Origin of the sequence: Pseudomonas fluorescens, from assembly GCF_000968015.1 — a bacterium.
Classification (GTDB): Bacteria; Pseudomonadota; Gammaproteobacteria; order Pseudomonadales; family Pseudomonadaceae; genus Aquipseudomonas; species Aquipseudomonas fluorescens_W.
This window is the reverse complement of record NZ_LACH01000021.1, coordinates 21,287-48,036: the sequence shown is the minus strand read 5'-3', so window position 1 is coordinate 48,036 and position 26,750 is coordinate 21,287. Positions and strand designations below refer to the sequence as shown.

The following is a 26,750-nucleotide window of genomic DNA, read 5'->3' as shown; positions in this document are numbered from 1 at the left end:
CCACCGGCCTAATGTGGGAGCGAGCTTGCTCGCGATGAGGCCATAACAGTCAATATCTATGTTGGCTGTTACGCCGCCATCGCGAGCAAGCTCGCTCCCACAGGAAGCCTCATCGCCTATAGCTTGGTGGTCACAACGGGATGCGCTGGGCTAAGGTGTTTGCAAAGCCCTGACGCATCGAGTTCACATGCCCTTCCTCGCCCGCACCCACCCTCGCCTGTCCGCCGCCACCACGCTCGGCATTGCCGTGGGCATTCTGGCGCCGGCCGACTCGATCATCAGCAAAATCCTCTTCGGCTGGAATGCCGGAGTCTGGACTTACCTGATCCTGATGCTCTGGCTCACCGCGCGCGCCAAAGCACCGGATGTGAAGCGCATTGCCGAGGTCGAAGACGAAAACGCCGGGCTGGTGCTGTTTGTCGTGTGCATCGCGGCACTGGCCAGTCTGGCGACCATCACATTCGAACTGGCCGGCAGCAAGGATCTGGAAACTACCCGCAAGCTCATGCACTACGGTTTCACCGCCCTCACGGTGATTGGTTCATGGCTTCTGATTGGCGTGATCTTCAGCGTGCACTATGCGCGGCTGTATTACACCTGGGACGGCAAGGAACCGGCCCTGCGTTTTGCCGAAGGGCTGACCACCCCAAACTATTGGGACTTCCTGTATTTCTCGTTCACCATCGGCGTCGCAGTGCAGACATCGGACATTGGTGTCGCCACCCGGGATTTGCGCAAGATCGTTCTGGCGCAATCGTTGATCGGGTTCGTGTTCAATACCGCGATTCTGGGCTTTTCGATCAACATTGCAGCAGGGCTGTTCGGCTGAAAATTCTACCAACTCATCGGTGTTCTGCTGTTTGTGTCTCGCTGCGCAGCGCTTTATAACTGATTAATCTTTACATCTGACGCTACTTGCGGTTTTGCAGGATCAAGTGCCAGACAGGAACGTCACGCCGCGTTAGAAAAATCACAATATTTAGCAGCTGTAAACTGTCAACCCTGACAGTTTACAGCTAGGCCAGATTTAAGTTTCCATACAGCATCCAGGATTAGGACTGCTCAGTCTTTGGATGCCTCTAACTATCATGTATGGAGATAAACTCATGAGCTTCGCAGCCCGGGCCTACGCGACAATTCAACCAACCGTTGCGCAAACGTTCTTGTCCGCCACGATAAATGGCGATTCTAATCCCCGATATATACACAGCAAAATTCCTGAGCCACTGAGTTTCCGCTCAACCTCTGCACCTTCGCTCGATTTGGTGGATTATCCCACCGGCAAGTATTGGCGGCTAAGCGCAGGCCATACCGAAAATGGCATGACGCGTTCTATCGAAGTTGTTTTTTATACAAAGCCTGAAACAGGCAGCCTGCCCATATCTTTGGATAGCGAACGTATCGCAATAACTTACTATTCGCACCCTGTGAACGGTACTTTACACGTAGGAGTCAGCGGCACTCTCAACATCCAAGTTGACGAATCCGAAAAAACACTATCCGGAACTTTCGTCGGCACATTTGACCATGGGGGGGAGAGCGGCGGTGAAGTATTCCCTATTTCTGCAGAATTTTTGACCGATAACGTCGACTTGCGCCGAAAGTAAACTGCCCTCAACAAGTAATAAAAAAAGGAAGCTTTTAAGCTTCCTTTTTTATGCAGCAGATCTGGTTAAAAGTTATAACTCAAGCCCACGCTTCCTCCCAGCTCCTGGTCAACCTTGGTGCCACGACTGGTACCGAGTTCTGCATAAACCTGCCACTTATCGTTCGCCGGTATCCAGTTCAGCCCGCCGGTCAACTCCAGGCTGGTGCTGGACAAATCATTGTTGAAGTCAGTGTCGTTCACACTCACACGATTACTGTTGACAAACTCATGGCTGACGGCGGCATGCAGTCTGGGCTGAATCTTGCCGCCGTTGTCCAGAACCAATTCACGGCCAACGGTCATGCCGACCTTGCCAAGCAAAGACCGGGTCTCATCGCTGTCCACATGCAATCCATTGTCCAGACGGTACGTTTTGCCCTCCACAGCCGCCGCACCGAGCTGTGCAGAAGGTTCGATGAAATAGCCTTTGTTCAAGACGATGTGCTTGCCGACCTCGACAGATCCGCTCACGCCCAGGTTATCGAAATTGCCCTTTGTTCGAGAGTCATCACTCAGTGTGACCTTAACGTCGTTATTGAAACGGTTGACCTTGGCGACGGTATCCACGTAATACCCGGTCTCTTCGTCATACCAGGTCAGGTAAGTGCCCAGATAAACGCTATCGATCGAGCCAGAACTGCCGCGCGTCAGATCCAGGCGAGTGGTGCTGTAACCACCAAAGGCGCCGATCAGCCATTGACCGTCACCCACCGCCGACAGAGGCGTATCCACACCCACGGAGACTCCTGTCTGATTTTGTTTATAGCCGTCACCGTATGCATTTTTGACGTTGTACTGATTTCCGTAAGTACGTATCCAGACACCGGATGTCGAGCCTTGAGAATCCGAGTCCAGGGCAGCGACGGATCGCGCCCGAGGCTGGGTGCCGGCCATGCGGCGGTCGCCGAGGCGAGTATTAAGGGTAGTCATTTCAGCATAAATCACTGTGGGGGCGGTGCCGGCAATTGCCAGGGCTGTTTTTGACCCCGTGCTCGGACTTGACGCATCGGGTTGCAGGAACAGCCCTTCGCCTTCTTTCACCAGTTTGTAGGCTAAAGCACCGACATCCACCTGACCGTTTTTCAAGGAAAACTGCGCATCCCCCGCGGCGATGTTGCCCACCTTGACCGGTGCGCCACTGACCGGCTCGCTGGCAGTAGCAGCCACCACCAGCTCATGCTGGCCGGAGGCGGATTGCGTGACATTCAAAAAATCCGTCTCTCCGGTAGCAACATCCGTGTCCATGAGGAACTGACCATTGCCTGACAGGTTGGCTATGTCCAGGCGAGTGAACGCCTGATTCGTCCCGAAGCGTACGCTGCCGCCCTGCAGGTCGAGGCGGGTGAGAGCGTTGCTACCGACCATGTTCCACTCTGCACCACGACTGATCGACATGTTGCTGACGCCGGTGACGGCGCCATGCAAGACCGCGCTATTGTCCAGCGTCACCACGCCGGCTCCGGAACCCTGGATGTTGCCGGTCAGGGAGCTTTGCGTATCGAGCGTGACCGAATCAACGTTGACCAGATTGCCGTCAAGGCCCGCACCGTTTCGCAACAGTACGCTGGCCTCTCCACCCTCAGCGACTTCGATGTTGCCAGACAGCTTGCTGTTGTCGACCTGGAATCGGGCAGCGGCGCCATCGATTACCTCCAGGATATTGCCGTTGCCTCCGATCAGGCTGGAACCGTTGTTTACTTCAATCAATACCGGCTGGCCGGCTGGGGTAGAAAAATCGACACTGATCGCAGCGCCAGCGCGTCCTTGCACGGTTGATCCGTCCAGCTTCAACTGGCTCTGCCCCATAACATCGCCGGGATTCAGCACAGTATCTTCCCCGAACATGACGCCATTGAGCCCACCGATAATCCGGCTGCCTGCGCTGACATTAGCGTGGCCACCGAACAGTTCCAGACCGATGCCATCCGAATCCGTCCCTTCCATCCGGGTATCAACCAGGTTCAGGGTGCTGAGCGACGTAACCGCAGCACCGGATATGCCTCCGAGCAAAGTGCTGTTGGACACGGTCGCCGTTGATCCTACCGGTATTTGCAGGTCGCGAGCCAAAGACATTGCCCTGCCTTGACTGGTCAACGTACTGCCGGTGACCGTCGCCGAACTGTCAGTCAATGCGAGTGCGGCATCAAAACCTGTGCTGGTCACCGAGGACTGGGCCAGATTGACGTGGGCATCAGCAGATGCGTCTATCTGTGATGTGACAGCGGTATCGGCGTTGAGTGTTCCACCACCGACGCCGATATTCAGCGCACCGGCACCGTTAATGTTTAGAGTTGCCGTTGCGGGGATAAACCACGCTTCAGGCGTTGCACCACTGGAGATAGTTTCCACCTCTCCCGGCAGAAGATTTCGCGAATAAGCGGACTCTGAAACGGCCATTATGGCCACTGCATAAGAGAGCACACCTGTAAACTTTATAACTGTCAGTCCTCGTATCTTTTCAAACTTCATAGTCACTACTCTCTGAGTTCTGTCGAGACGGTAGAAAGACGATTCACAGAGATGCTCCATAAGACGTCCGTCGTTGGCCGCGCCGGAGAATACCTACAACTTAGAACCTTCTATGTAGGACTATTCCTTTTATGAGTTGGATTTATTCCTTACCTGCGAAATACAATCTGTGCTTTTGACGACAGACAGCGACAGCACTGCCGGGAGAGCCATTCTCTCCCGGCGAATTCAGCTCTGAACTTTTATGCGATGGTTATGGTGCGGGAGCCCAACCCGGTTCCGACTCACAGTACAAGAAGTCGGCATTGAGCAAATAAATCGTCATTTCCGTTACTCCCGATGTGGGCACAGTCGGTGTCGAATACCAGATTTTCGCATAACCAGCGTAAAAGTCATCGGGATCCGGGGTTGTCGGTGGAGGTACTGGAACATTGCGAATCACCGGATCATAAGGCCCAACATCAAAGATCATCCCGGCCGTCAGCTCAGGAGTGGTAATTGCCCGAGTTTCGGTGAACTCAGTATCAGTCGGCGCCGGCGTTAAATAATCATCCGTGCGGAACCCACGCCAGTTGAAGGTGATATCCATACCGGCGACGAAATGGCTATTTGGCGGAATCCGGAATCTCGCTACGTGATCAGTACCGGTCAAACTCTCGCAAATGATGAACGGATCTACAGTGCCATCTGCGGGCGGCCGTACGAACTCCGGTGCATCCAGATTGATGATTACCGTATTGATCGTCAGCTTTGTTTCTGCCGCTTTCTGAATGTTGTTGCGATTGGGATTTTCAACTTCCCACCAGATTTCCTGCTCCCCTAGACCACCTGGGCCGACGATGCTGTAAGGCAGATCAAGTTCAATTTCTGTATTGATATTGCCTGTCGTCAGCGGCTCGGAAACCACGACGACTTCGCCCATATCTCCCCGGTACTTAACGGTTACCATGTCACCCAATTCCGGATCTGGCCATATCGCGCCACTCACGGGTGTAAGATCAATATAAATCGTAGCGGTTTGATTGACATCCTGCGGGCCGAGTGTGTTATCAACGACAGGAGGTTGGCCCCGCACGATCAATTGTTTGAACTCAGTATTGAACTCACCGGGCGGATTAATCAGATCGACCGGATAAGGGGTACCGGCCACCGAGTAGTCCGTATTTACCGTTGTCTGCGAATCGCTGATAGAGCTACCGCCACGCATTAAATCAGCCTTGACCAACACGGGCAGCTCGTAGACTGTACCAATCTGTTTCGAGAAATATTCGTTTCGCAACTTTGCCCAGGGAATGGTGAATATCAGTTCATTGAGGGTATTGAACGGAAGGTCTTCGGCTGTTTCATCCCCCCACTTCAAACTCACGCTGTCAGTGTTGAGTGCGTCTGTCGGCCGCGCGACCCTTACCGTAACACCTGCACGCACATCGTTCAGATCTACAAGACCGTCCGAGGCCGATGGGACGACCGGATCACCCAACACAGGTAATGGCAGAAACCTCAAGTTCCTGTAGTTCACCGAATAGTTGCTGAAGTTGCCCGCCACATCGGTAAGGCGAAACCAGATCTGAACCCTGCCTGTGGTCACAGCTCGCAGCACTGGAATCGGAATCGTCACTTCACCGTCGGGAGGGACAACGGCATCGAAGATGGGCGCCACCTGAGGGGGGTCGGTTCGGGTGCCCGCCGCATAAAGTGTGAGGCGGTCTGTTGCCTGAAAATTGGGGTAAGTCAGGTCGACATCAACTATCAACCCGTTCGCATTGCCCGGGAGAACCGCCCACGTATCGTCGATTAGCGTACTGGGGGTCGGTGCATTGGGAAAGGTCACCAGCGGGGTCGACTTCGCGCCGGGAGTTGCCCCAGGGTTTGGTCCTGTCTGTACCGGTTTCGCTTGCCAGGGCGCGGTACGGTCAATGAACAACTGCGTGACAGCTGATGACAACGGGTTGAGGCCCCGCTCAAAAAGAACGCACCGCACCCAAATCGGTGTCGGGCCAGCTGGCGTTGCATTCTCTCCCAGATTCTGGGCAGGTAATGTGACCGAAAATTTAGGAGGCCTGGTCGCTACAGCACCGAGCGGAACACGTGGAAGCCTTGTGAAGTCTGACGGAAGTGGATTAGGAGGTGGCTGGGTTCGTGTGAACTCCAGCGCCACCTGATCACGACCATTTGGTGTCAGCCAGACGCTTGTATCCAGTAACAGCGTGAGATCGCCCCCCACAGGAATTGCAGCCAAAGGAATAATATCGGAGTTGGGGCCGCGACCATCCGGTAATTCAGGAGTAGGAGCAACCAGTATTCCATTTTCCTGTCTCGATGTCCCAGCTTGATAAATTGTCATGTGCTTTCTCCATTACGCTAAAAAATCAATATCAATCCTTACATCATCGACAACAGCGTTTATCGCCAACATCAGTCGCTTTTCAGTTACAGCAACGCTCTTACTTCATCCAACTTGCATCCGAACAAAAACCACTGATACCCGGAATGACTCTGTCTATTTTCACCAGCCCTGTAAAAGAGCTGAAGATGGGAATCCCATTGCGCAACAGCAAATAACTTACGGTGGCAGAATCGTTGTCACGCATAGGTTCGATATGCGGGACAAACGGTTGTATAACGATCGAAACCGGCTGTTTGTTGGTGACATCTGTTACCGTCCCGGTGAACGTAAATGCAGGCGTCAAAGCCGTCCCTGATCCGTTTAAAGAGTCCCACCCCTGCCAAACCAGCTCGATGACATCCAACAGTTGAAAACGATTGTCGAACGGAACAAGGATGCGTATTCCCTCCCAAACATATAAAGAATCAGGATCCTGAGGATTGTCTTTAGTGCAGTAGATATAGCCCCAACGGCTCGCATCGGGAAAAGTTGCTTCTTTTAGCACTTTTGGCGGCGCAACAATTGCAAACGTCAAGCGCCGTGACGGGGACGTCGTAATGTTGACCGAACGAACCGTGTACATGATTTCAAACGTAGGCAGATCTGGAAGTGATGTCGACCCTATCGGAATAAGAAACTCCGCTGCATCATCGGCAACGCCATAGTTGCGTTGCGCAATCGAATTGGGGTTTCCAACCAGGAAGATTTCGACACGATCAATACGAGCGTCTGTTGGGAACGCCGGCCAGCGGGGAATGATGCAAACAATGCCATTTTGTTTCGCATCGTCCGGCAGTGTCCCAGCAGAATCCGCTGGGTCGACTCCCCGCACCCGAACAGGGTCAAGTAGTACGCCCGCATCGGAGGTGCTCCCTGCTGCAAGTGGGTCAATAGGTGGTGGCATGAATAATTTCTCGCTTTGTTGTATTGCCCTTCACGTGCAAGAAATTAAGCGCCGACATCCGGGCGTTGACTACTGTCAAATCTGACAGGTAAAGCCACCGTCTGTCGGAAATCATCAGGTATCTGACCGGTCACTCAACACAATCCAGTTGACTGCGACGGTACCGATGGTGTTTCCTGAAACCGGTTTCAGAAGCATGATGTTCAGAACTGCAACGACACCAATAACAAGGTCCACCACCGTGAACGATTTCTCCGCCGCCCAGCGCAGCCGCGTGACCATGCTCGACGTCGCCGAACACGCCAAGGTCTCCAAGGCCAGCGTCTCGCGCTTCATCGGCGATGACCGCGCCCTGCTCTCCGATGCCATCGCCCTGCGCATCGAGCAGGCAATCGCCGAACTCGGCTATCGCCCGAACCAGATGGCCCGCGGCCTGAAACGGGGGCGCACTCGCCTGATCGGCATGCTGGTGGCCGATATCCGCAACCCTTATTCGATAGCCGTGATGCACGGGGTGGAAACCGCCTGCCGTCAGCACGGCTACAGCCTGGTGGTGTGCAACACCGATCGCGATGACGAGCAGGAACGCCAGCACCTGGCCCTGCTGCGTTCCTACAACATCGAAGGGTTGATCGTGAACACCCTCGGTCATCACCGCGACGAGTTACGAGAACTGCATCGGGAAATGCCGCTGGTGTTGGTGGATCGCAAGGTCGAACAACTCGAGAGTGATCTGGTCGGGCTGGACAATCCTGCCGCCGTTGAAATGGCCCTCACCCATTTGCAGGAGCGCGGCTATCGCGATGTGCTGCTGGTGACCGAGCCGTTTGACGGCACCAGTTCGCGGATCGAGCGGGTCAGCAGCTTCAAGGCGCAGATCGAACAACGCCCGGCCCTGCGAGGCACCCTCGTCGAGACCGGTAGTGAACTGACCGCCCAACTGAAAACCTTCCTCGAAACGCCAGGCCCCGGCCCGAAAGCGCTGTTCTGCGCCAACGGAATCGCTGCGTTGGCCAGCACCCATTCGTTGCGTGAACTGAAGTGCAATCTGTTCGAGGACGTCGGCCTGATCGCCCTCGATGATCTGGACTGGTACCCACTGGTGGGCAGCGGGATCACCGCCCTCGCCCAGCCGACGGCCGAGATTGGCGCCAGCGCGTTTGAGTGTTTGCTCAAGCGTTTGCGCGGTGATGTCGGGGCGGTGCGGACCCTGGATTTTTCGGCGCGGTTGATTGTGCGTGGGTCGACCCTTGGAAACTCTCGGTGACTGGACTGGCCCCATCGTCGGATCGCCGCCCGGAGCAAGCTCGCTCCCACAAGTGCACCGCGTTCTATGTGGGAGCGAGCTTGCTCCGGGCGGCGATCCGACGATGAGGCACTGAAGAACACCGCACAACTCCACATCAATATTTTTTTGAACAAAAATGAAACCGGTTTCAGAGGTATACAACAATGAATAAACCACCCGTTTCCATCAGTCTGTCGAGCTACGGCGCCGACCTTGTTCGCCAACGCGGCCAGGGCAGCTTCATCGAGGTGTTGGCAGCAGCTGGCGCCACGTGCATCGAATGGCGCGAAGAACTGCTGACCGTCGAAGACCCCGCGCAACTGGCTGACGCCACTCAGGCCCAAGGCCTCGACAGCGTGTATTCCTCGCCGATGGAATTGTGGCTGGCCGGCCAGTCCAAACCCAATCCCGAACTGATCAGCGCACTGCAGCACGCCCAGGCATTCGGTGCCAAATGGCTGAAAGTGTCCCTGGGCTATTTCACCGACAACAGCGACCTCCAGACCTTGGCCCGCATACTGGGCAAAAGTGCGGTGCAGTTGCTGGTGGAAAACGATCAAACCCTGCACGGCGGTCGCATCGAGCCGTTCCAACGGTTTTTCGCTGAAGTCGAGCAACACAACCTGCCGGTCAAAATGACTTTCGATATAGGTAACTGGCATTGGCAAGACCAGTCGGCCGCCAGCGCCGCGCGGTTGCTCGGTCGCCACGTCGGCTACGTGCACTGCAAAGCCGTGACACGCCGGGCCGACGGCAAACTGGTCGCCATACCGCCGGCCGCCAGCGACCTGCATCTGTGGGAACAACTGCTGAGGCACATGGCCCAAGGCGTCATGCGCGCCGCGGAATATCCGTTGCAAGGCGACGACCTGGTGCAGTTGACCACTGAGCATGTCGCCACCCTCGCCCGCCTCGGTCAAACCCGTTTGGAGAGCGCTCATGTCTGAGATCGATATCCTGTCGTTCGGCGAAACCATGGCGATGTTCGTCGCCGAGCAGAACGGTGATTTAGCCGACGTTGGCCACTTCCACAAACGCATTGCCGGGGCCGACAGCAATGTCGCCATTGGCTTGTCGCGGTTGGGTTTTAACGTGGCCTGGTTGAGCCGGGTGGGCGCTGATTCGCTGGGACGATTCGTGATCGAGACCCTGGAGAAAGAAGGCCTGGATTGCAGCCACGTCGCCATCGACACCGCACACCCCACCGGTTTTCAACTCAAGTCGCGCACCGACGATGGCAGCGATCCAGTGGTCGAGTATTTCCGTCGTGGGTCGGCGGCGAGTCATCTGTCGCGGCAGTCGATCGTACCTGAATTACTCAACGTCCGGCACTTGCACGCCACCGGCATTCCGCCGGCGCTGTCCGAAACGGCGCGGGAAATGTCTTTCGAGTTGATGACCCGCATGCGCGATGCCGGGCGTAGCGTGTCCTTCGACCCGAACCTGCGTCCGAGCCTGTGGGCCAGCGAACAACAGATGATTACCGAGATCAACCGCCTCGCTGCCCTCGCCCATTGGGTGCTGCCGGGGTTGAGCGAAGGCCGCTTGCTGACCGGTTTTGAAGACCCGGCCGACATCGCGGCGTTTTACCTCGACCTGGGCGCCGAAGCCGTCGCGATCAAACTGGGCCCGCACGGTGCGTATTACCGCACCCATCTGGATCAGGGGTTTGTGGCGGGCGTGCCGGTGGAAACGGTGGTCGACACCGTCGGTGCCGGCGATGGATTTGCCGTCGGCATGATCAGCGCCCTGCTGGAAAACCACAGCTTTGCCGACGCCGTGAAGCGTGCCAACTGGATTGGCAGCCGCGCGGTGCAGAGCCGTGGGGATATGGAGGGGTTGCCTGATCGATCCGAAATGATCGCCGAATTTGAGGCCGCCTTCGCGAGCAGGCTCGCTCCCACATGGGATCGCATTCCAACGTAGCTCCCTGTGGGAGCGAGCCTGCTCGCGAAGAGGCCATAACAATCACTGAAGATTTAACCCGTTACCTGCTGCGACAAAAACAACAAGCTCAGGAGCACCACTATGAAAACCGCAACACTCGCCGCCCGCCGCTGGTGGTACATCATGCCCATCGTGTTCATCACCTACAGCCTGGCGTACCTGGACCGCGCCAACTACGGGTTCGCTGCCGCCTCCGGGATGGCTGCCGACCTGATGATCACGCCGGGCCTGTCGTCGATGCTTGGCGCACTGTTCTTCCTTGGCTACTTCTTCTTCCAGGTGCCGGGCGCAATCTACGCCCAGAAGCACAGTGTCAAGAAGCTGATTTTCGTCAGCCTGATTCTCTGGGGTGGCCTGGCCACGTTGACCGGGATCGTCTCCAACGCCTACTGGCTGGTCGTGATTCGCTTCATGCTCGGCGTGGTCGAAGCCGCGGTGATGCCGGCGATGCTGGTGTACCTGTGCCACTGGTTCACCCGTGCCGAACGCTCGCGCGCCAACACCTTCCTGATCCTCGGCAACCCGGTGACCATGCTCTGGATGTCGGTGGTGTCGGGCTATCTGGTGCAGCATTTCAGCTGGCGCTGGATGTTCATTATCGAAGGTCTGCCGGCGGTGCTTTGGGCATTTATCTGGTGGCGTCTGGCCGATGATCGTCCCGCTCAAGCCAAGTGGCTGACCGATCAAGAGAAGCAGGATCTGCAAAGCGCTTTGGCTGCCGAACAGGTCGGCATCAAAGCGGTGAAGAACTACGCCGAAGCCTTCCGCTCGCCGAAGGTGATCATCCTCGCCTTGCAGTTTTTCTGCTGGAGCATTGGCGTTTACGGCTTCGTACTTTGGCTGCCGTCGATCCTCAAGGCCGGTGCGCAGATGGACATGATCGAGGCCGGTTGGCTTTCCTCGCTGCCGTATCTGGCGGCGGTGATCGGCATGTTGCTGGTGTCCTGGGGCTCGGACAAATTGCAGAAGCGCAAACGCTTTGTCTGGCCGCCACTGCTGATCGCCTCGATTGCGTTCTACGGATCCTACGCTTTGGGCGCCGAACACTTCTGGTGGTCCTACACCTTGCTGGTGATCGCGGGTGCCTGCATGTATGCGTCGTATGGACCTTTTTTCGCCATCGTCCCGGAAATTCTGCCGGCCAACGTCGCGGGTGGCGCCATGGCGCTGATCAACAGCATGGGCGCGCTCGGTTCGTTTGGCGGTTCGTATCTGGTGGGCTACTTGAACAGCTCCACCGGCTCGCCGGGTGCTTCTTATCTGTTGATGAGCGGCGCGTTGATGCTCTCGGTGGTGCTGACGATTTTTCTCAAGCCCGGCGCCAGTGACCGGGTCGTGGCCAAGGCCGTTGTGCAACGGTCGACGGCTGCTCATTCCTGAATTGAAGTTGAGATGAAGACGATGAAAAAGCAGGTTGTGTTGTACAAGAAACTCTCGCCGCTGCTGATGGCTCGCCTGCACGAGCAGACCGAGGTGACGCTGATCGACAACCTCAATGCCGACGGCCTGGCAACGCTGCGCGAGGCCCTGCCCCGCGCCCACGGGTTGCTCGGTGCGAGTCTGAAGCTGGATGCCGGATTATTGGATCTGGCACCTGACCTGGAAGCCATCGCCAGCGTCTCCGTGGGGGTCGACAACTACGACATCGACTACCTGACCGAACGACGGATCCTGCTCAGCAACACCCCGGACGTGCTCACCGAAACCACCGCCGACACCGGTTTCGCGCTGATCCTGGCGACCGCCCGGCGCGTGGTGGAACTGGCGAACATGGTTCGCGCCGGCCAGTGGAACCGCAATGTCGGCCCGACGCAGTTCGGTACCGATGTGCACGGTAAAACCCTTGGCATCATTGGCATGGGGCGGATCGGTGAGGCGTTGGCCCAGCGCGGGCATTTTGGTTTTGGTATGCCGGTTATCTACCACAGCCACTCGCCAAAACCGGCGGTCGAGCAGCGATTCAACGCGCAATACCGAAGCTTGCCGGAGCTGTTGCAGCAGGCGGATTTCGTTTGCCTGACATTGCCGCTGACCGCTGAAACCGAAGGGCTTATTGGCGCGGAGCAATTCGCCCTGATGCGCCCAGAAACCATCTTCATTAACATTTCACGGGGCAAGGTGGTGGACGAGGTGGCTCTGATCCAGGCCTTGCGTGACGGGCAGATTCGCGCTGCGGGGCTGGATGTGTTCGAACGCGAACCGCTGAACACCGACTCGCCGCTGTTGCAACTGAACAACGTGGTAGCGACGCCGCACATTGGCTCCGCGACGCATGAAACGCGGGAGGCGATGGCCACGTGTGCGGTGGACAATCTGCTGGCGGCGCTGGCGGGTGAGCGGCCGAAGAATCTGGTGAATGCCGGGGCTTGGAAGGCTTAAGGAATCTAGCGTCTGTCAAGCAGTCATCGCGAGCAAGCTCGCTCCCACAGGGTTTTGTGAACGCCAAAGATCCCATGTGGGAGCGAGCTTGCTCGCGATGAGGCCGGCAATGGCAACGCAAACTTTCAGGCCCGGCGCGCCTCCAGAAGGTTCGCCGCACACAACGCTATCCGCTGGCACGCATCCGCCAGCTTCGGCTGATCCACCACCAACCCCAACCGAATATGCCCCGCCGCACTCGGTCCGAACGCTTCACCCGCCAGCACCGACACGCCATAACCTTCCAGCAGCCGCTCGGCAAAACTCTGGGCACACAACCCGGTCTGGCGTACATCGATCATCACGAACATCCCGCCATCAGGCCGAATCGGCCGGATGCCCGGGCAATCACTCAGGCTCGCGCACACCAGGTCGCGACGCTGGCGATACTCCTCGCGCATCAACGCCACTTCCGGCAGATCCTCATCCAGCGCCAATTGCGCAGCGTTCTGAATGAAATCCGGAATGCCAAACAGCATGCACAACGACAGGTGCACCAAGTGTTCGGCCAAGGGTTTTGGCCCGATCACCCAGCCCACTCGCCAACCGCTCATGGCGTGGGATTTGGACAGGCTATTGATGGTCGCGGTGCGCTCGGCCATGCCCGGCAGGCTCGCCGGGCTGATGTGCTCGCCTTCGTACAACAGATCGCTATAAACCTCGTCGCTGATCAGCCACAGGTCATGACGAATACACAGCGATGCCAGTTCCTGCCAGACCATCAGCGGCAAACTGGCGCCGGAAGGATTGTTCGGACTGTTGAGCAAAATGGCGCGGGTCTTGGGTGTGATCAGCGCTGCGACATCCGCCGGATCGACCCGAAAGCCGTTTTCGGGGCGCACCGCCACCGGCACCACTTTGGCTGCGCAGGCACCAAACACGCCTTCATAGGTCACGTACATCGGCTCGGCGACGATCACTTCATCGCCCGGGTCGAGCAGGCATTGCGCGACCGAATACACCGCACATTGCGCGCCCGGCAGCACGATCACATGATCGGCATCCACCGCTTGACCACTGCGACGTCGATGGCGGTTGGCAATGCTGTCGCGCAACCCCCGACTGCCCCGTACTGACGGGTAGTGGGTGTCACCGGCCAACAAGCTATCGATGCACGCCTGGACGATGGGCTGCGGCGTATCGAAGTCGGGATCGCCGATCGATAGCAGCAGCACATCAACGCCCTGCTCGATTAATTCCAGTGCTCGGTCATGAATCTGCCAGGCCGCTGCGCCGTCACCGGCAATTCGTTTGGTCAAGGCTGAATAGCGCATGTAATTCTCCAGTCGCGCGGGTTCCAAGCCTCAACCCTATCTCAAATCACGAAACGCGCCACCATGGCATTTAAATCCACGGCCAGGCGCGACAGTTCGTGAGTGGCGGCGCTGGTCTGATTGGCACCGGCGGCGGACTGGGTGGCCAGGTCGCGGATGTTCACCAGGTTGCGGTCAACTTCGCGGGACACCTGGGCCTGTTCTTCGGACGCGCTAGCGATTACCAGGTTGCGTTCGTTGATCAATTGGATCGACTGAGTGATCTGCTCCAGCGCAACGCCGGCGGCGCGGGCCATTTCCAGGGTGCTTTGGGTGCGTTGATTGCTTTGCTGCATTGAGGAGACCGCTTGGCCGGTGCCGTTCTGGATGCCGGCGACCATTTTTTCGATTTCCTGGGTCGATTGCGCGGTGCGATGGGCCAGCGCCCGGACCTCGTCCGCCACCACCGCAAAACCGCGCCCGGCTTCACCGGCACGGGCGGCTTCGATTGCAGCGTTCAGTGCCAGCAGGTTGGTCTGTTCGGCGATAGCGCGGATCACGTCCAGCACCTTGCCGATGTCGCGCCCCTGAGTGGCCAGGCCTTCGATCATCACCGAGGTGTTTTGCACATCGTGGGTCATGGTCTGGATCGCGCCGACAGTTTCCACCACACGGTCACGACCTTCGCGGGCGGCCTGGGTCGACTGGTTGGAGGCTTCGGACGTCGACACCGCGTTGCGCGCGACTTCTTCCACGGCGGCGGTCATTTCGTTGACCGCGGTGGCGGCCTGTTCGATTTCGTTGGTCTGCTGTTGCAGACCGCGGGACGCTTCTTGGGTGACCGTGCTGAGTTCTTCAGCAGCGGCACCCAGTTGGGTGGCGGAACCGGCGATCTGTTCGATGGTTTTGCGCAGGCTGGCCTGCATCGTGGACAAGGCGCCGAGCAAACGGGCCGGTTCGTCCTTGCCGTCGACCTCAATGACATTGGTCAGGTTGCCGCCCGCGATGGTTTGCGCCGCCTGCAACGCACGGTTCAGCGGTGTGACGATGCTGCGGGTCAGCAGCCAGGCCAGCAGCACGGTCATCAGCGCCGCGATGACCGCCACGACGATGATGCCGGTAATCGCGCTGTGGTACTGCTCGCCCGCTGCGGCCGATGCGGTTTTCGCATCGGAATTATTCAGCGCCACCAGTTTGTTCAGTTGCTCGCCCATCTGGTCCGTACCGTCCTTGATCCGGGTGTTGATCAGCGTGCGCATCTCATCGAGCTTGTTCTGGCGCGATAGCTCCAGCATCTGGGTCTGGGCTTGCAGGTAGCTGTCCAGCGTTGCCGTGAACGTCTTGTACAGCGCGGCCTCTTCCGGGGTGGCCGACAACGCGGCATAACTCGATTGTGCGCTGCGAACCTTGTCGACCAGCACGCCGATACGCGTCTGGGCTTCCTGCAACGCGTTCGGATCACGGTTGACCAACACCCGGAAAGAAAGAATGCGCAGACGCAGGACGTTTTCCGTCAGGTTGCCGAGATACCCGACGCTGGGCAGCTGCTTGGTTTCCATGTCGATGGAGGCTTGATGGATGCTCGTCATGCGGTTCACCGCAAACACACCCAGCACGATGACGAGCAAGGCAATGAAGGCAAAACCCAGGAAAGCTCGAGGCGCGATATTCAGATTACGCAGTGACATAGGATGATTCTCGGGTGATGGAGCTACGAGCATCCTTGCGTGATCGCTGAATGGCGGGCGGTGGCGCACGCGCGTTCAGTTTGGCGCCACTGTTGGAATAGGTTTGTGTGCGCCTGATAGCTGTATCGGCAGGGGATGAGGATTTTTGCGGGGCGTTGAGAAATAAATTTCAGGAGGTTGTAGCAGCTGCCGAGCCTGCGAGGCTGCGTTCGACTGCGCAGCAGTCGTTAATCCGGCCACCGGTTTTTCCTGACACACCGCGCCGCATGACTTCACGACTGCTTCGCAGTCGAACGCAGCCTCGCAGGCTCGGCAGCTGCTACAGGTGATCGTACGGCTTCAGGGTTTGCGAGCGGCCACCCGCCAAACCCGCGCAATATCACTCGCCCGTTCCCGCAACAACCGTGGTGCCTCGGCACACGCACGCTCCAGCGTCATCGGTCCACTGGCCAAGGCAAACGCGGCATCGATGCCATGTTCGTACAGCGCCTGATAACCCTCACCCAGTGTTCCGGCGAGGACGATCACCGGCACGCCGTGCTGCCGAGCAATGCGCGCCACACCAAACGGTGTCTTGCCACGCAGGGTCTGAGCATCGAAACGGCCTTCTCCGGTGATGACCAGGTCGGCGCCCTTGATCGCATCGTCCAGGCCGACCAGTTCGGCGACCACGTCGACCCCGGCCTTGAACTGCGCCCCCAGAAACGCCTTGGCGGCAAACCCCAGGCCGCCTGCCGCACCGCTGCCCGGTTCGTCACGTACGTCTTTGTTCAGGACCTCAGCGCAGCGTTCGGCAAAGTGCCCGAGCGCGCGATCCAGTTGTTGGACTTGCTCGGGTGATGCCCCTTTTTGCGGGCCGAAAATCGCAGAGGCACCTTGAGGGCCGCACAGTGGACTGTTGACGTCGGCGGCGATGTCGAAGCGCACCTCGGCCAGGCGCGGGTCGATTTCACTCAGATCAATGCGGGCCAGCTGTCCAAGCGCCAGACCACCCGGTGCCAGTGTTCGGCCATGCGCGTCCAGCAGTTTGACGCCCAAGGCTTGCATTGCACCCGCCCCGCCGTCGTTGGTGGCGCTGCCGCCAATCGCCAGAATCACCCGTTGCGCCCCGGCATCGAGCGCCGCGCGGATCAATTCGCCGGTGCCGAACGTGCTGCTGAAGCACGCATCACGCTTGCCCGGCGGAACCAGTTGCAAGCCACTGGCCTCGGCCATTTCGATGATCGCGGTGTGGCTCTGGGGCAGCCAACCCCAAGCGGCCTCAACCGTTGCACCGAGTGGCCCACGAACGGGGGTCTGGCGCAGTTCGCCCTCGCACGCCGCCAGAATCGACTCGACGGTCCCCTCCCCGCCGTCAGCCATCGGGCATTTGACCAGGAGCGCATCGGGCCAAACCTGCGCCAACCCCAGAGCAATGGCATCAGCCACACCCTGGGCACTCAGGCTGTCCTTGAACGAATCGGGGGCGATGACGATTTTCATGCGAATTCTCCAGTTCCAATGCGTTCCATGCTGCCAGCAGGCACGAACAATAACGCCGGTCCGCTGCACAAGCGGCCATGTCGATTATTGTTCATTTCCACAAAACCCTCTCCATTCCTACCGATCAATGTAGGAGCTGCCGAAGGCTGCGATCTTTTGATCTTGCTCTTTTCGGCTCGCTTAAAATCAAGATCAAAAGATCGCAGCCTTCGGCAGCTCCTACGGGGATCGTATGTATCAGTCGGTTTGGGGAAGGAGTTGCACGCCGAGGTAAAGCGCGAGCATTCCGTCCAGCTTTAACGGATCAACACCGCTAAGCTCGGCAATCCGCTCCATCCGGTAGCGCAAACTATTGCGATGGATGCCCAGCGCATCGGCACACGCCTGGCTCTGACCATCGTGATCGCACCAGCTGCGCAGGGTCGCCAGCAGTTGGCCGTTGCCATCCTTGGCGATGACTTTGCGCAGCGGCTTGAGCAACTCGTCCAGTGCGTCGTCGTTGCGGTGCCGCCAGAGCATCACCGGCAACCGGTAACGGTTGAGCGTCAGTAAACGGGAATGCGGCAGCACATCTCGCCCATAAGCCAGCAAGTCGCCGACACGTCGATAGCAACGACGCAGCCCGGACAGCCCATCGGCCTGTCCACCCACGGCAATGCGCAGAATGTTCCAGCCGAGGCCGTCGAGTTTTTCCAGCAACCGATCGTTCTCGATCGCCTGCGCGGCGGGCCGGCACCAGAGCAACGACGACTTGGCCGAACTCACGCACCAACTGTCCGGGTAACGCGAAGTCAGCCAGGCACTGAGCGCCTCGACGGTTTGCCCCGGGCCGTGTTCCATCCCTAACTCGAACAGGTACGGCACCCGCGTGATCTGCGGCTTGAGCCCCAGTTGTTGCGCTTCGTCGATCAGGCGCGGCGAATCCCCGGCCTCACTGAGCAGCAACGCCAGCAGATCGTCGCAACGCTGTCGTCGCCATTGCTGCTCAGCCTGCTGATTGCGCTGGCCGACCAGCATCTCGGCGGTCATCCGCACCAGCTCGGCATAGGTGCGCAATTGCTCGGGTTCACCGGTGATGCCCAGCACGCCAATCAACCGTTGATCGAGTAACAGCGGCAGGTTGATGCCCGGCTGCACGCCTTTCAAATGGATCGCGGTCTGGGCGTCGATTTCCACCACTCGCCCGTTGGCCAGCACCAGTTGCGCGCCTTCATGGCGGGTGTTGACCCGCTCCGGTTCGCCGCTGCCGAGAATCAGCCCCTGGCTGTCCATGACGTTGACGTTGTACGGCAGGATGGCCATCGCCCGGTCGACGATGTCCTGGGCCAGGTCGTGATCGAGTTCGAACATAGCGGGGATCCTTGAAAGCGTGATGGAGCGGATTGTTCACCCGCACAGGCCTTGGTTGCAAACCCTGTGCTCAGGCACAAAGACAATGACCCAAGCGGTGGTCGAGACTCACCGGGCGGTCAACGTTACCCTTGCATCGCAAAAAATCATAATAAAGAGAGAGCCCGCCATGTCACAGAGCGCCGCCGCTACCCAGGCCATCGTTGACGAAAAAAACGCCGTCTACAAACGCATTACCCTGCGTTTGATCCCCTTCATTTTCATCTGCTACCTATTCAACTACCTCGACCGGGTGAACGTTGGATTTGCCAAGCTGCAGATGCTCGACGCACTGAAATTCAGCGAAACCGTGTACGGCCTCGGGGCCGGGATCTTCTTTATCGGTTACGTGTTGTGTGGCGTACCGAGCAACCTGGCCCTGACCAAATTCGGCCCGCGCCGCTGGATCGCGCTGATGATGATCGTCTGGGGCTCGCTCTCGACCTGTTTGCTGTTCGTCACCACACCGACCGAGTTCTACACCTTGCGCCTGTTCACCGGCGCGGCTGAAGCCGGGTTTTTCCCGGGCGTGGTGCTCTACCTTTCGCAGTGGTTTCCGACCTTCCGCCGGGGCCGCATCATGGCGCTGTTCATGTCGGCGATCCCGGTGTCCGGCCTGCTCGGCAGCCCGTTTTCCGGCTGGATTCTCAACCACTTCGGCGCAGGCCAGGCGGGTTTGGCGGGCTGGCAGTGGATGTTCCTGCTGCAAGGTATCCCAACCGTGATCCTCGGCGCCCTCGCCTACTTCCTGTTGAGCGACAGTTACGCCAACGCTAAATGGCTCACGCCGTTCGAGCGCTCGGTGCTGGAAGCCGACCACGCCGAAGACCTGGCCAACAAACCGAAAACTACCACCGACTCGCTGCAGGCCGTGTTCAAGAACCCGGCGATCTGGGCCTTCGGCCTGATCTACTTTTGCATCCAGAGCGGCGTCTACGCGATCAACTTTTGGCTGCCGTCGATCATCAAAAACCTGGGCTTCAGCGATAACCTGGTGATTGGCTGGTTGAGTGCGATTCCGTATCTGCTGGCGGCGCTGTTCATGTTGATGGTCGGCCGCTCGGCGGACCTGCGTAAAGAACGCCGCTGGCATTTGGTGGTGCCGATGCTCATGGGTGCGGTCGGTTTGCTGATCGCTGTGAACTTTTCGACTACGCCGGCCATCGCCATCCTCGGCCTGACCATCGCCACTATGGGCGCCCTCACCGGCCTGCCGATGTTTTGGCCGGTGCCGACTGCGCTGCTGAGCGCGGGCGCTGCGGCGGGTGGTTTGGCGTTGATCAACTCCATGGGGCAGATGGCCGGTTTCCTGAGTCCGTATCTGGTGGGTTGGGTCAAGGACAGCACCGGGTCGACCGATGCCGCGCTTTACCTGCTGGCGGGCGTGATTGTTTGCGGGAGTTTGTTGGCGTTGCGCATGACGCGCACGTTGCGGGTGTAACGCGCTGACCAATCCCCTGTGGGAGCAAGCTCGCTCCCACAGTTTCGTCCGGGGATGTTCGATATTTCCGTTTGCTCCGCCCCACCATTCTGGTATTTGATTGAGCCTTTCTCCCACCGGTAAAAGGATTTCGTCATGAGCTATCGCACGCTGGGTCATTCGGGTTTACAGGTTTCCACCCTGACTCTGGGTACCATGATGTTCGGCGAACAGACCAGCACCGAAGATTCCCTGCGGATCATCGACAAGGCCTGGGACCAGGGCATCAATTTCATCGACACCGCGGACGTTTACACCAACGGCCGCTCCGAAGAGATCGTCGGCGAAGCGATTGCCGGTAACCGCCACGAATGGGTGCTGGCGACCAAGGTCGGTTTCGGCCCGGTGGACGGCGTTCCAAACCGCAGCGGCCTGAGTCGCAAGCACCTGTTCAATGGCATCGATGCCAGTCTGACTCGCCTGGGCACCGATTATCTCGACATCTATTACCTGCACCGCGAAGATCACAACACGCCGCTGGAAGTCACGGTGTCGGCCATCGGCGATTTGATCCGCCAGGGCAAGATTCGCTATTGGGGGTTGTCGAACTACCGTGGCTGGCGCATCGCCGAGGTGATTCGTGTGGCCGACCAACTGGGCGTCGACCGGCCGGTGATCAGTCAGCCGCTGTACAACATCGTCAACCGCCAGGCGGAAACCGAGCAGATCACCGCCGCGCAAAACTATGGCCTGGGCGTGGTGCCTTACAGTCCGCTGGCTCGTGGTGTGCTCAGCGGTAAATACGCGCCGGACGTGAAACCGGATGCCAACAGCCGCGCCGGCCGCGCAGACAAACGCATTCTGGAAACCGAATGGCGCGTCGAATCCCTGCGCATCGCTCAGCAGATCCAGCAGTACACCGAGGGTCGCGGCGTGGGCATCGTCGAATTCGCCATCGCCTGGGTGCTGAACAACAGCGCCGTCACCTCGGCCATCGTTGGGCCGCGCACCGAAGAACAATGGGATGCCTACACTAAGGCGCTGGCGGTGAAGATTACGGCTGAGGATGAGGCGTTTATTGATTCGCTGGTTGTGCCCGGGCATGCGTCGACGCCGGGGTTTAATGATGTGAGCCACTTTGTGTCTGGGCGTAAACCGCGCCTGGCTTGAGATTTATCGCGAGCAAGCTCGCTCCCACAGGGTTCTTAGGTCGATCACGGTCAAATGTGGGAGTGAGCCTGCTCGCGAAGGCGGTCTGACATTCAAAGCGATGTGGTAAATATCGATCACCCGCCCAATATTCAGCACAAAAACCACGTATCCTCTGCGCCCGTTTCACGTTCAACTTCGCGAGGACAGTTTGTCTAAAGGTATCGCTCTATCGGTTTCAGCCTCGGTGCTGTTTGCCGTCATGTATTACTACACCTCGCTGCTCACGCCTTTGAGCGGCGTGGAAATCTTCGGTTGGCGAATGCTGCTGACCCTGCCATGCATGACCGTGTTTATGGTGGTCTCCGGTGAATGGAAACGCGTGGTCGCCCTTTTTCGGCGGCTGGTTGGCCAACCAAAACTGCTTGCCGGCCTGATCCTTTCCGCGACGCTGCTTGGCTTGCAACTCTGGCTATTCATGTGGGCGCCGCTCAACGGCTATAGCCTCGACGTGTCCCTGGGCTACTTCCTGTTGCCGCTGTCCATGGTCCTGACCGGGCGGGTTGCCTATGGCGAGCGACTGTCTTACCTGCAAAAGGTTGCCGTGTTTTTCGCGTCCCTCGGCGTGCTGAACGAGCTGTATCAGGTCGGCGGATTTTCCTGGGCGACCTTGCTGGTCGTCATCGGTTATCCGCTCTACTTCATCCTGCGCAAGCGACTGGCGACCGACAACCTCGGCGGTTTGTGGATGGACATGGCGTTGATGTTGCCCGTGGCGTTCTGGTTCGTTCAGGGCGGTGAACAGGGTTTCGCCGTGTTCGATCAACACCCATGGCTGTCGCTGCTGATCCCCCTGCTCGGGGTGATCAGTGCTTCGGCGCTGGTGGTTTACATCATCGCCAGTCGGCTGCTGCCGTTCAGCCTGTTCGGGTTGTTGAGTTACGTCGAGCCGGTGCTGTTGCTCGGCGTCGCGTTGCTGCTGGGGGAAAGCATCAAGCCCGGTGAGTGGCTGACCTACATCCCGATTTGGTTGGCGGTGGTGGTTCTGGTGTTCGAAGGGTTCAAACATCTGGTCCGGCATCGACGAAAATCGATGTAGGACCGGCACGAAAAAGCCCGGCCAGCATTGCTGCTGACCGGGCTTTTTTACATCTGAAACGGCTTAGTCGGTGGAGAGCACGCCACGACGAACCTGGTCGCGCTCGATGGATTCGAACAGAGCCTTGAAGTTGCCCTCGCCGAAACCATCGTCGCCTTTACGCTGGATGAATTCGAAGAACACCGGGCCCATCAGGGTTTCCGAGAAGATCTGCAACAGCAGACGCTTGTCGCCTGACTCGGACGAACCGTCCAGCAGAATGCCGCGCGATTGCAGTTGATCAACCGGCTCACCGTGGTTCGGCAAACGACCTTCAAGCATTTCGTAGTAGGTTTCCGGCGGCGCGGTCATGAAGCGCATGCCGATGCTTTTCAGGTGATCCCAGGTCTTGATCAGGTCATCGGACAGGAAGGCAACGTGCTGAATGCCCTCGCCGTTGAACTGCATCAGGAACTCTTCGATCTGACCGGCGCCCTTGGACGACTCTTCGTTCAGCGGGATGCGGATCATGCCGTCCGGCGCGGTCATGGCCTTGGAGGTCAGGCCGGTGTATTCACCCTTGATGTCGAAGTAACGGATCTCGCGGAAGTTGAACAGCTTCTCGTAGAAGTTGGCCCAGTAGGCCATGCGACCGCGATACACGTTGTGGGTCAGGTGGTCGATGATCTTCAGGCCAGCCCCGACCGGATTGCGGTCAACGCCTTCGATGAACACGAAGTCGATGTCGTAGATCGAACTGCCTTCGCCGAAACGGTCGATCAGGTACAGCGGCGCACCGCCGATGCCTTTGATCGCGGGCAGGTTCAGTTCCATCGGGCCGGTTTCGATGTGAATCGGCTGGGCGCCCAGTTCCAGGGCCCGGGCAAACGCCTGCTGGGCATTCTTGACGCGGAACGCCATGCCGCACACCGACGGACCGTGCTCGGCCGCGAAGTACGAAGCGACGCTGTGCGGTTCGTTGTTGAGGATCAGGTTGATCTGGCCCTGGCGATACAGGTGCACGTCTTTGGAACGGTGGGTCGCGACCTTGGTGAAGCCCATGATCTCGAAGATCGGCTCCAGGGTGTTCGGGGTCGGCGATGCGAATTCGATGAATTCAAAGCCCATCAGGCCCATTGGGTTTTCGTATAAATCTGCCATGGTCGGCGCCTCATCATTTTCTTGTCAATTAACGGATCGTTAGTTGCTAGCAATGCTGAGACCGGCGGGTGGCGCGCAGGAGATGCCCCGCACGCTGCGGGCGAGGAAGTCACCGTAGATCAATTGAAACCCGAAACTCTTCATTGTCGACCCAAGGCTCTTGCGGGCGAGGCTTCTGCTGCCAGAAGACGATTATTCTTATATGCGTAACCCGATTCTACACAGCGTAAATCGGTTTGTCCGCCTTCTGTATCAAATCCCCTTTTTCCCTGCCCGCGCAAGGGGTTTGTTGCACAGGATAATCCCCACGAGGATCAGCCCTCCTCCCAGGCATATCGTCAGGGTCAACTGCTCGCCCAACAGCAGCGCACCGAGGATCACCGCGGTCAGCGGGTTGAGGGCGATGAACACACCTGAACGCGTCGCGCCGATTTTGCGAATGCCGTCGTAATAGCCGATATAGGCCAGCGCCGAACCCAATACGCCCAGGTACATCAGGCTCATCCATTGCGTTGGTCCGAGGCTGGCGAGTGCAGCAACACTCAACTCACCGCGAACAGCACTGGTGACCCATAGCATCAGCGTGCCCAACAGAATCGAGTACGTCACCGTTTGCACCGGGCCCAGGGTTTGATTCAGATCTTTGGAGAACAGCGAATAAACGCCCCAACCGAGCACACAGCCGAAGATCAACAGATCGCCGATCCACGCGTCGGCGTTGCCGGCCAGCAATTGCGGGTCGCGGCTGACGATCACCAGGCTCGCCCCGGCAATGCAGATCGCGATTCCGACAACTTTTGCTCGATTCAAGCGCTCCTTGAACAACAGCCATGACGCCAGCCCGATCACGGCCGGGTTCAACGCCACGATCAATGACGCCCGCGAAGCATTGATGTAGTGCAGACCATAAAAGAAGCACAGGTTGTAGAAAAAGATCCCGAAAAAACCCAGCAGCGTCAATTGCAGCCATTGCCTGGGGCTGGGCCTTGCGAGCGGCACGCGGGCCAGTAGCAGAAACACCAGCAACGCCACACTGGCCAGCAAGAATCGCAGGCTGGCGGCAAACAAGGGGCTGAGGCTGTCGGCCAGAAACCGCCCGGCGACAAAGGTGCCGCCCCAGATCATGGTGACGGCAGCCAGTTTCAGATAAACCGGCACATCCGAAGGGTTGGACAGGCTCTGCTCATAGGTCGTCATAGGTTTCCAGAACCAGAAGTCGGGGGAGATGACGTATCATTCGACTAATACCTTCTCATCGTAAAATGAGTAAATACTCATGACCCTGACCCAACTGGAGATATTTTCTCTGGTCGCCGAGCTTCACGGTTTTACGGCGGCAGCCAATCGCTTGGGGATTTCCCAATCCGCGGTCTCTCACGCCCTAAAGTCGCTGGAACAGGAATTGGGCGTCGAGCTGCTGCGCCGGCATCAGTCCCGGGTCGAACTCAGCGACATCGGCCACCAGCTTTTGCTGCGCGCCCGGGCGATGCTGGGCCTGGCCAACACCTTGCGCCAGGAAGCGGCCGATGCTCGCGGAATGAAACGCGGCACCTTGCGCATCGGCTCGTTTGGCCCGACCTCATCGATCAAACTGCTGCCGCTGATCCTGCAGCATTACCGCGCGGCTCACCCGGGCATCGAGGTCCACATTGACGAAGGCCCGGACCGGCAGGTGATCCAGTGGCTGGAGGAGCGTCGGATCGATATCGGCTTCGTGGTGTTGCCCGAGGAGCGGTTCGACACCTTTGCGCTGATCGAAGACCAGATGGTCGCGCTGCTGCCCGTCGATCATCCGCTGGCCCGTCGCGACAGCCTGACCCTGAGCGATTTGTGCAACGACCCCTTTGTATTGACCGAGGCCGGTTCGTCGGAACTGGTGTCGCGACTGTTCAGTGCCGCCCGGCTGACTCCCAACATCCGTTATCGCTGCTCGCAACTGCTGAGCACGCTGGACACCGTTGGCCGAGGCGATGCGTTGACCGTCGTCGCCGAAGGCTCATTGCCCGATGGTCGCGACAGTCGCTACGTGAAAAAACCGCTATCGCCACCGGTCACACGCCAAGTTGGACTGGCGGTACTCGACCAGCGCCAGTCATCCCCAGCGGCGCTGGCTTTTATCAAACTGGCCGAGCGCCTGAACTACCGTTGAGCGGCACACGTGCCGAGGGCCAACTATCATGGCCTCTACCTGAACTCTTCTTGGAAGGCGTCCCGTCCTGCCAGCAATTGAGAGCCCTATTTCATCGTGACAGGTTTCGCAAATGCCACTGACCGCCCACGGCGTGAACTTCCTGCAAGGTTATCTGTTCGGCCCGCCGATGCCCGGCGCGGACTTCATTAACGCATTAAGTCACCATTAACTAGCGACGCTAAGCCACGAGACAAGGAGATCGCCCACCATTTGAATCAAAATACTACTGTTGTTACATGAAGAAAAAGACAGGATTTACTCTTGGCCAATTAACTACTACAATTTTTCATGCCTGCTCTAGATTAGCAGGTGAGCCATTATCACCGGGTCGCTTCAAGGCTCTTGGCTTATAGCTTTGTTTGCGGTTGGTATCAGCCAAACACACTATTGGAGTAAAGATATTGTCCAGACTCGCTGAATTTCGTGCAGCTGAAAAGGCCCTTCAAGAGCAGCTCAAGCAGCTGGAAACCTTGAAGAATGATGCCGGGCTCAAGAAAGAAATCGAATTCGAAGAAAAGCTCCAGGGGCTGATGAAAACCTACGGCAAGAGCTTGCGCGACATCATCGCCATTCTCGATCCGAACCCGGCAAAATCCGGTCTGCAACAGGCAACGCCTAAAACCCGCCGCGCTCGCGTGGTCAAGGTTTATCAGAATCCGCACACCGGTGAACTGATTGAAACCAAGGGTGGCAACCACCGCGGCCTGAAAGCCTGGAAGGAACAATACGGTGCAGCTACCGTTGATTCCTGGCTGCGTGGCTAAGCACTCGCGGTGACAAAAAAGCCCTGCCAATGCAGGGCTTTTTCATGGATGCCTTCTAAATGCAACGATTGGCGTCGATCAACTCATTACTTGCTGACTAACTTTGTGCTTAATC

21 protein-coding genes are annotated in these 26,750 nt (G+C 58.2%); 12 read left to right on the top strand and 9 right to left on the bottom strand.

Annotated features, from left to right (window positions below):
• Positions 1-187: 187 nt before the first annotated feature.
• Entirely contained in the window at positions 188-829 is a 642-nt protein-coding gene (locus VD17_RS12580; protein ID WP_046054088.1) for a DUF1345 domain-containing protein, read from the top strand.
• Positions 830-1,106: 277 nt separating this feature from the next.
• Entirely contained in the window at positions 1,107-1,607 is a 501-nt protein-coding gene (locus VD17_RS12575; RefSeq protein ID WP_046054087.1) for a hypothetical protein, read from the top strand.
• 65 nt (positions 1,608-1,672) lie between these two features.
• On the opposite strand, the gene VD17_RS12570 is transcribed toward VD17_RS12575, so the two are convergent.
• The 3 genes from VD17_RS12570 to VD17_RS12560 form a co-directional block, all read right to left on the bottom strand.
• Positions 1,673-4,117, bottom strand: coding sequence for an autotransporter outer membrane beta-barrel domain-containing protein (locus VD17_RS12570; RefSeq protein WP_046054086.1), 2,445 nt, complete (start codon positions 4,115-4,117; stop codon positions 1,673-1,675).
• A 253-nt stretch (positions 4,118-4,370) separates the two neighbouring features.
• Positions 4,371-6,461 (bottom strand): hypothetical protein, encoded by a 2,091-nt coding sequence (locus tag VD17_RS12565; RefSeq protein WP_046054085.1) that lies wholly within the window; start codon positions 6,459-6,461, stop codon positions 4,371-4,373.
• 100 nt (positions 6,462-6,561) lie between these two features.
• The gene (locus tag VD17_RS12560; RefSeq protein WP_046054084.1) at positions 6,562-7,407 is read right to left on the bottom strand and encodes a hypothetical protein; all 846 of its coding nucleotides are present in this window, start codon (positions 7,405-7,407) and stop codon (positions 6,562-6,564) included.
• Positions 7,408-7,648: 241 nt separating this feature from the next.
• Between VD17_RS12560 and VD17_RS12555 the strand changes: the two genes are divergently transcribed.
• From VD17_RS12555 to VD17_RS12535, 5 genes are all read left to right on the top strand, one after another.
• A complete protein-coding gene (locus VD17_RS12555; RefSeq protein WP_046054083.1) occupies positions 7,649-8,674 on the top strand; it encodes a LacI family DNA-binding transcriptional regulator in 1,026 nt (341 codons plus the stop codon).
• A 185-nt stretch (positions 8,675-8,859) separates the two neighbouring features.
• Positions 8,860-9,642, top strand: a complete 783-nt coding sequence (locus VD17_RS12550) for a sugar phosphate isomerase/epimerase family protein (RefSeq protein ID WP_046054082.1) — start codon at positions 8,860-8,862, stop codon at positions 9,640-9,642.
• On the top strand, positions 9,635-10,621 hold the full coding sequence (locus tag VD17_RS12545; RefSeq protein ID WP_046054081.1) for a sugar kinase: 987 nt from the start codon (positions 9,635-9,637) through the stop codon (positions 10,619-10,621). Before VD17_RS12550 ends, VD17_RS12545 begins: the two co-directional genes overlap by 8 nt.
• A 102-nt stretch (positions 10,622-10,723) precedes the next feature.
• A complete protein-coding gene (locus tag VD17_RS12540) occupies positions 10,724-12,022 on the top strand; it encodes an MFS transporter (protein ID WP_046054080.1) in 1,299 nt (432 codons plus the stop codon).
• A gap of 21 nt (positions 12,023-12,043) precedes the next feature.
• A complete protein-coding gene (locus VD17_RS12535; protein WP_046054135.1) occupies positions 12,044-13,021 on the top strand; it encodes a 2-hydroxyacid dehydrogenase in 978 nt (325 codons plus the stop codon).
• A 125-nt stretch (positions 13,022-13,146) separates the two neighbouring features.
• Here the strand turns inward: VD17_RS12535 and VD17_RS12530 are convergent, their stop codons facing one another.
• The 4 genes from VD17_RS12530 to VD17_RS12515 form a co-directional block, all read right to left on the bottom strand.
• Positions 13,147-14,334, bottom strand: coding sequence for a pyridoxal phosphate-dependent aminotransferase (locus tag VD17_RS12530; RefSeq protein WP_046054079.1), 1,188 nt, complete (start codon positions 14,332-14,334; stop codon positions 13,147-13,149).
• A gap of 41 nt (positions 14,335-14,375) precedes the next feature.
• A complete protein-coding gene (locus VD17_RS12525; RefSeq protein ID WP_046054078.1) occupies positions 14,376-16,001 on the bottom strand; it encodes a methyl-accepting chemotaxis protein in 1,626 nt (541 codons plus the stop codon).
• Between the two features lie 339 nt (positions 16,002-16,340).
• Complete coding sequence (locus tag VD17_RS12520) at positions 16,341-17,483, bottom strand: glycerate kinase (RefSeq protein WP_046054077.1); 1,143 nt, start codon at positions 17,481-17,483, stop codon at positions 16,341-16,343.
• 237 nt (positions 17,484-17,720) lie between these two features.
• Entirely contained in the window at positions 17,721-18,833 is a 1,113-nt protein-coding gene (locus VD17_RS12515; protein WP_046054076.1) for a sugar diacid recognition domain-containing protein, read from the bottom strand.
• A 169-nt stretch (positions 18,834-19,002) separates the two neighbouring features.
• Here VD17_RS12515 and VD17_RS12510 point away from each other — a divergent pair, with 169 nt between their 5' ends.
• From VD17_RS12510 to rarD, 3 genes are all read left to right on the top strand, one after another.
• The gene (locus VD17_RS12510; RefSeq protein WP_046054075.1) at positions 19,003-20,313 is read left to right on the top strand and encodes an MFS transporter; all 1,311 of its coding nucleotides are present in this window, start codon (positions 19,003-19,005) and stop codon (positions 20,311-20,313) included.
• Positions 20,314-20,448: 135 nt separating this feature from the next.
• Positions 20,449-21,462 (top strand): aldo/keto reductase, encoded by a 1,014-nt coding sequence (locus tag VD17_RS12505; RefSeq protein WP_046054074.1) that lies wholly within the window; start codon positions 20,449-20,451, stop codon positions 21,460-21,462.
• A 190-nt stretch (positions 21,463-21,652) separates the two neighbouring features.
• Positions 21,653-22,540 (top strand): EamA family transporter RarD, encoded by an 888-nt coding sequence (rarD, locus tag VD17_RS12500; RefSeq protein WP_046054073.1) that lies wholly within the window; start codon positions 21,653-21,655, stop codon positions 22,538-22,540.
• 63 nt (positions 22,541-22,603) lie between these two features.
• Here rarD and hppD read toward each other — a convergent pair whose 3' ends face one another.
• Both hppD and VD17_RS12490 read right to left on the bottom strand, forming a co-directional pair.
• Positions 22,604-23,680 carry a 4-hydroxyphenylpyruvate dioxygenase gene (gene hppD, locus VD17_RS12495; protein WP_046054072.1) on the bottom strand — a complete coding sequence of 359 codons (1,077 nt, stop codon included), beginning with the start codon at positions 23,678-23,680 and terminating at the stop codon, positions 22,604-22,606.
• Between the two features lie 252 nt (positions 23,681-23,932).
• Entirely contained in the window at positions 23,933-24,877 is a 945-nt protein-coding gene (locus tag VD17_RS12490; RefSeq protein WP_046054071.1) for a DMT family transporter, read from the bottom strand.
• A gap of 79 nt (positions 24,878-24,956) precedes the next feature.
• Here VD17_RS12490 and VD17_RS12485 point away from each other — a divergent pair, with 79 nt between their 5' ends.
• Complete coding sequence (locus VD17_RS12485) at positions 24,957-25,829, top strand: LysR family transcriptional regulator (protein ID WP_046054070.1); 873 nt, start codon at positions 24,957-24,959, stop codon at positions 25,827-25,829.
• A gap of 443 nt (positions 25,830-26,272) precedes the next feature.
• Positions 26,273-26,635, top strand: coding sequence for a histone-like nucleoid-structuring protein, MvaT/MvaU family (locus VD17_RS12480; protein WP_008155126.1), 363 nt, complete (start codon positions 26,273-26,275; stop codon positions 26,633-26,635).
• Positions 26,636-26,750 lie beyond the last annotated feature (115 nt).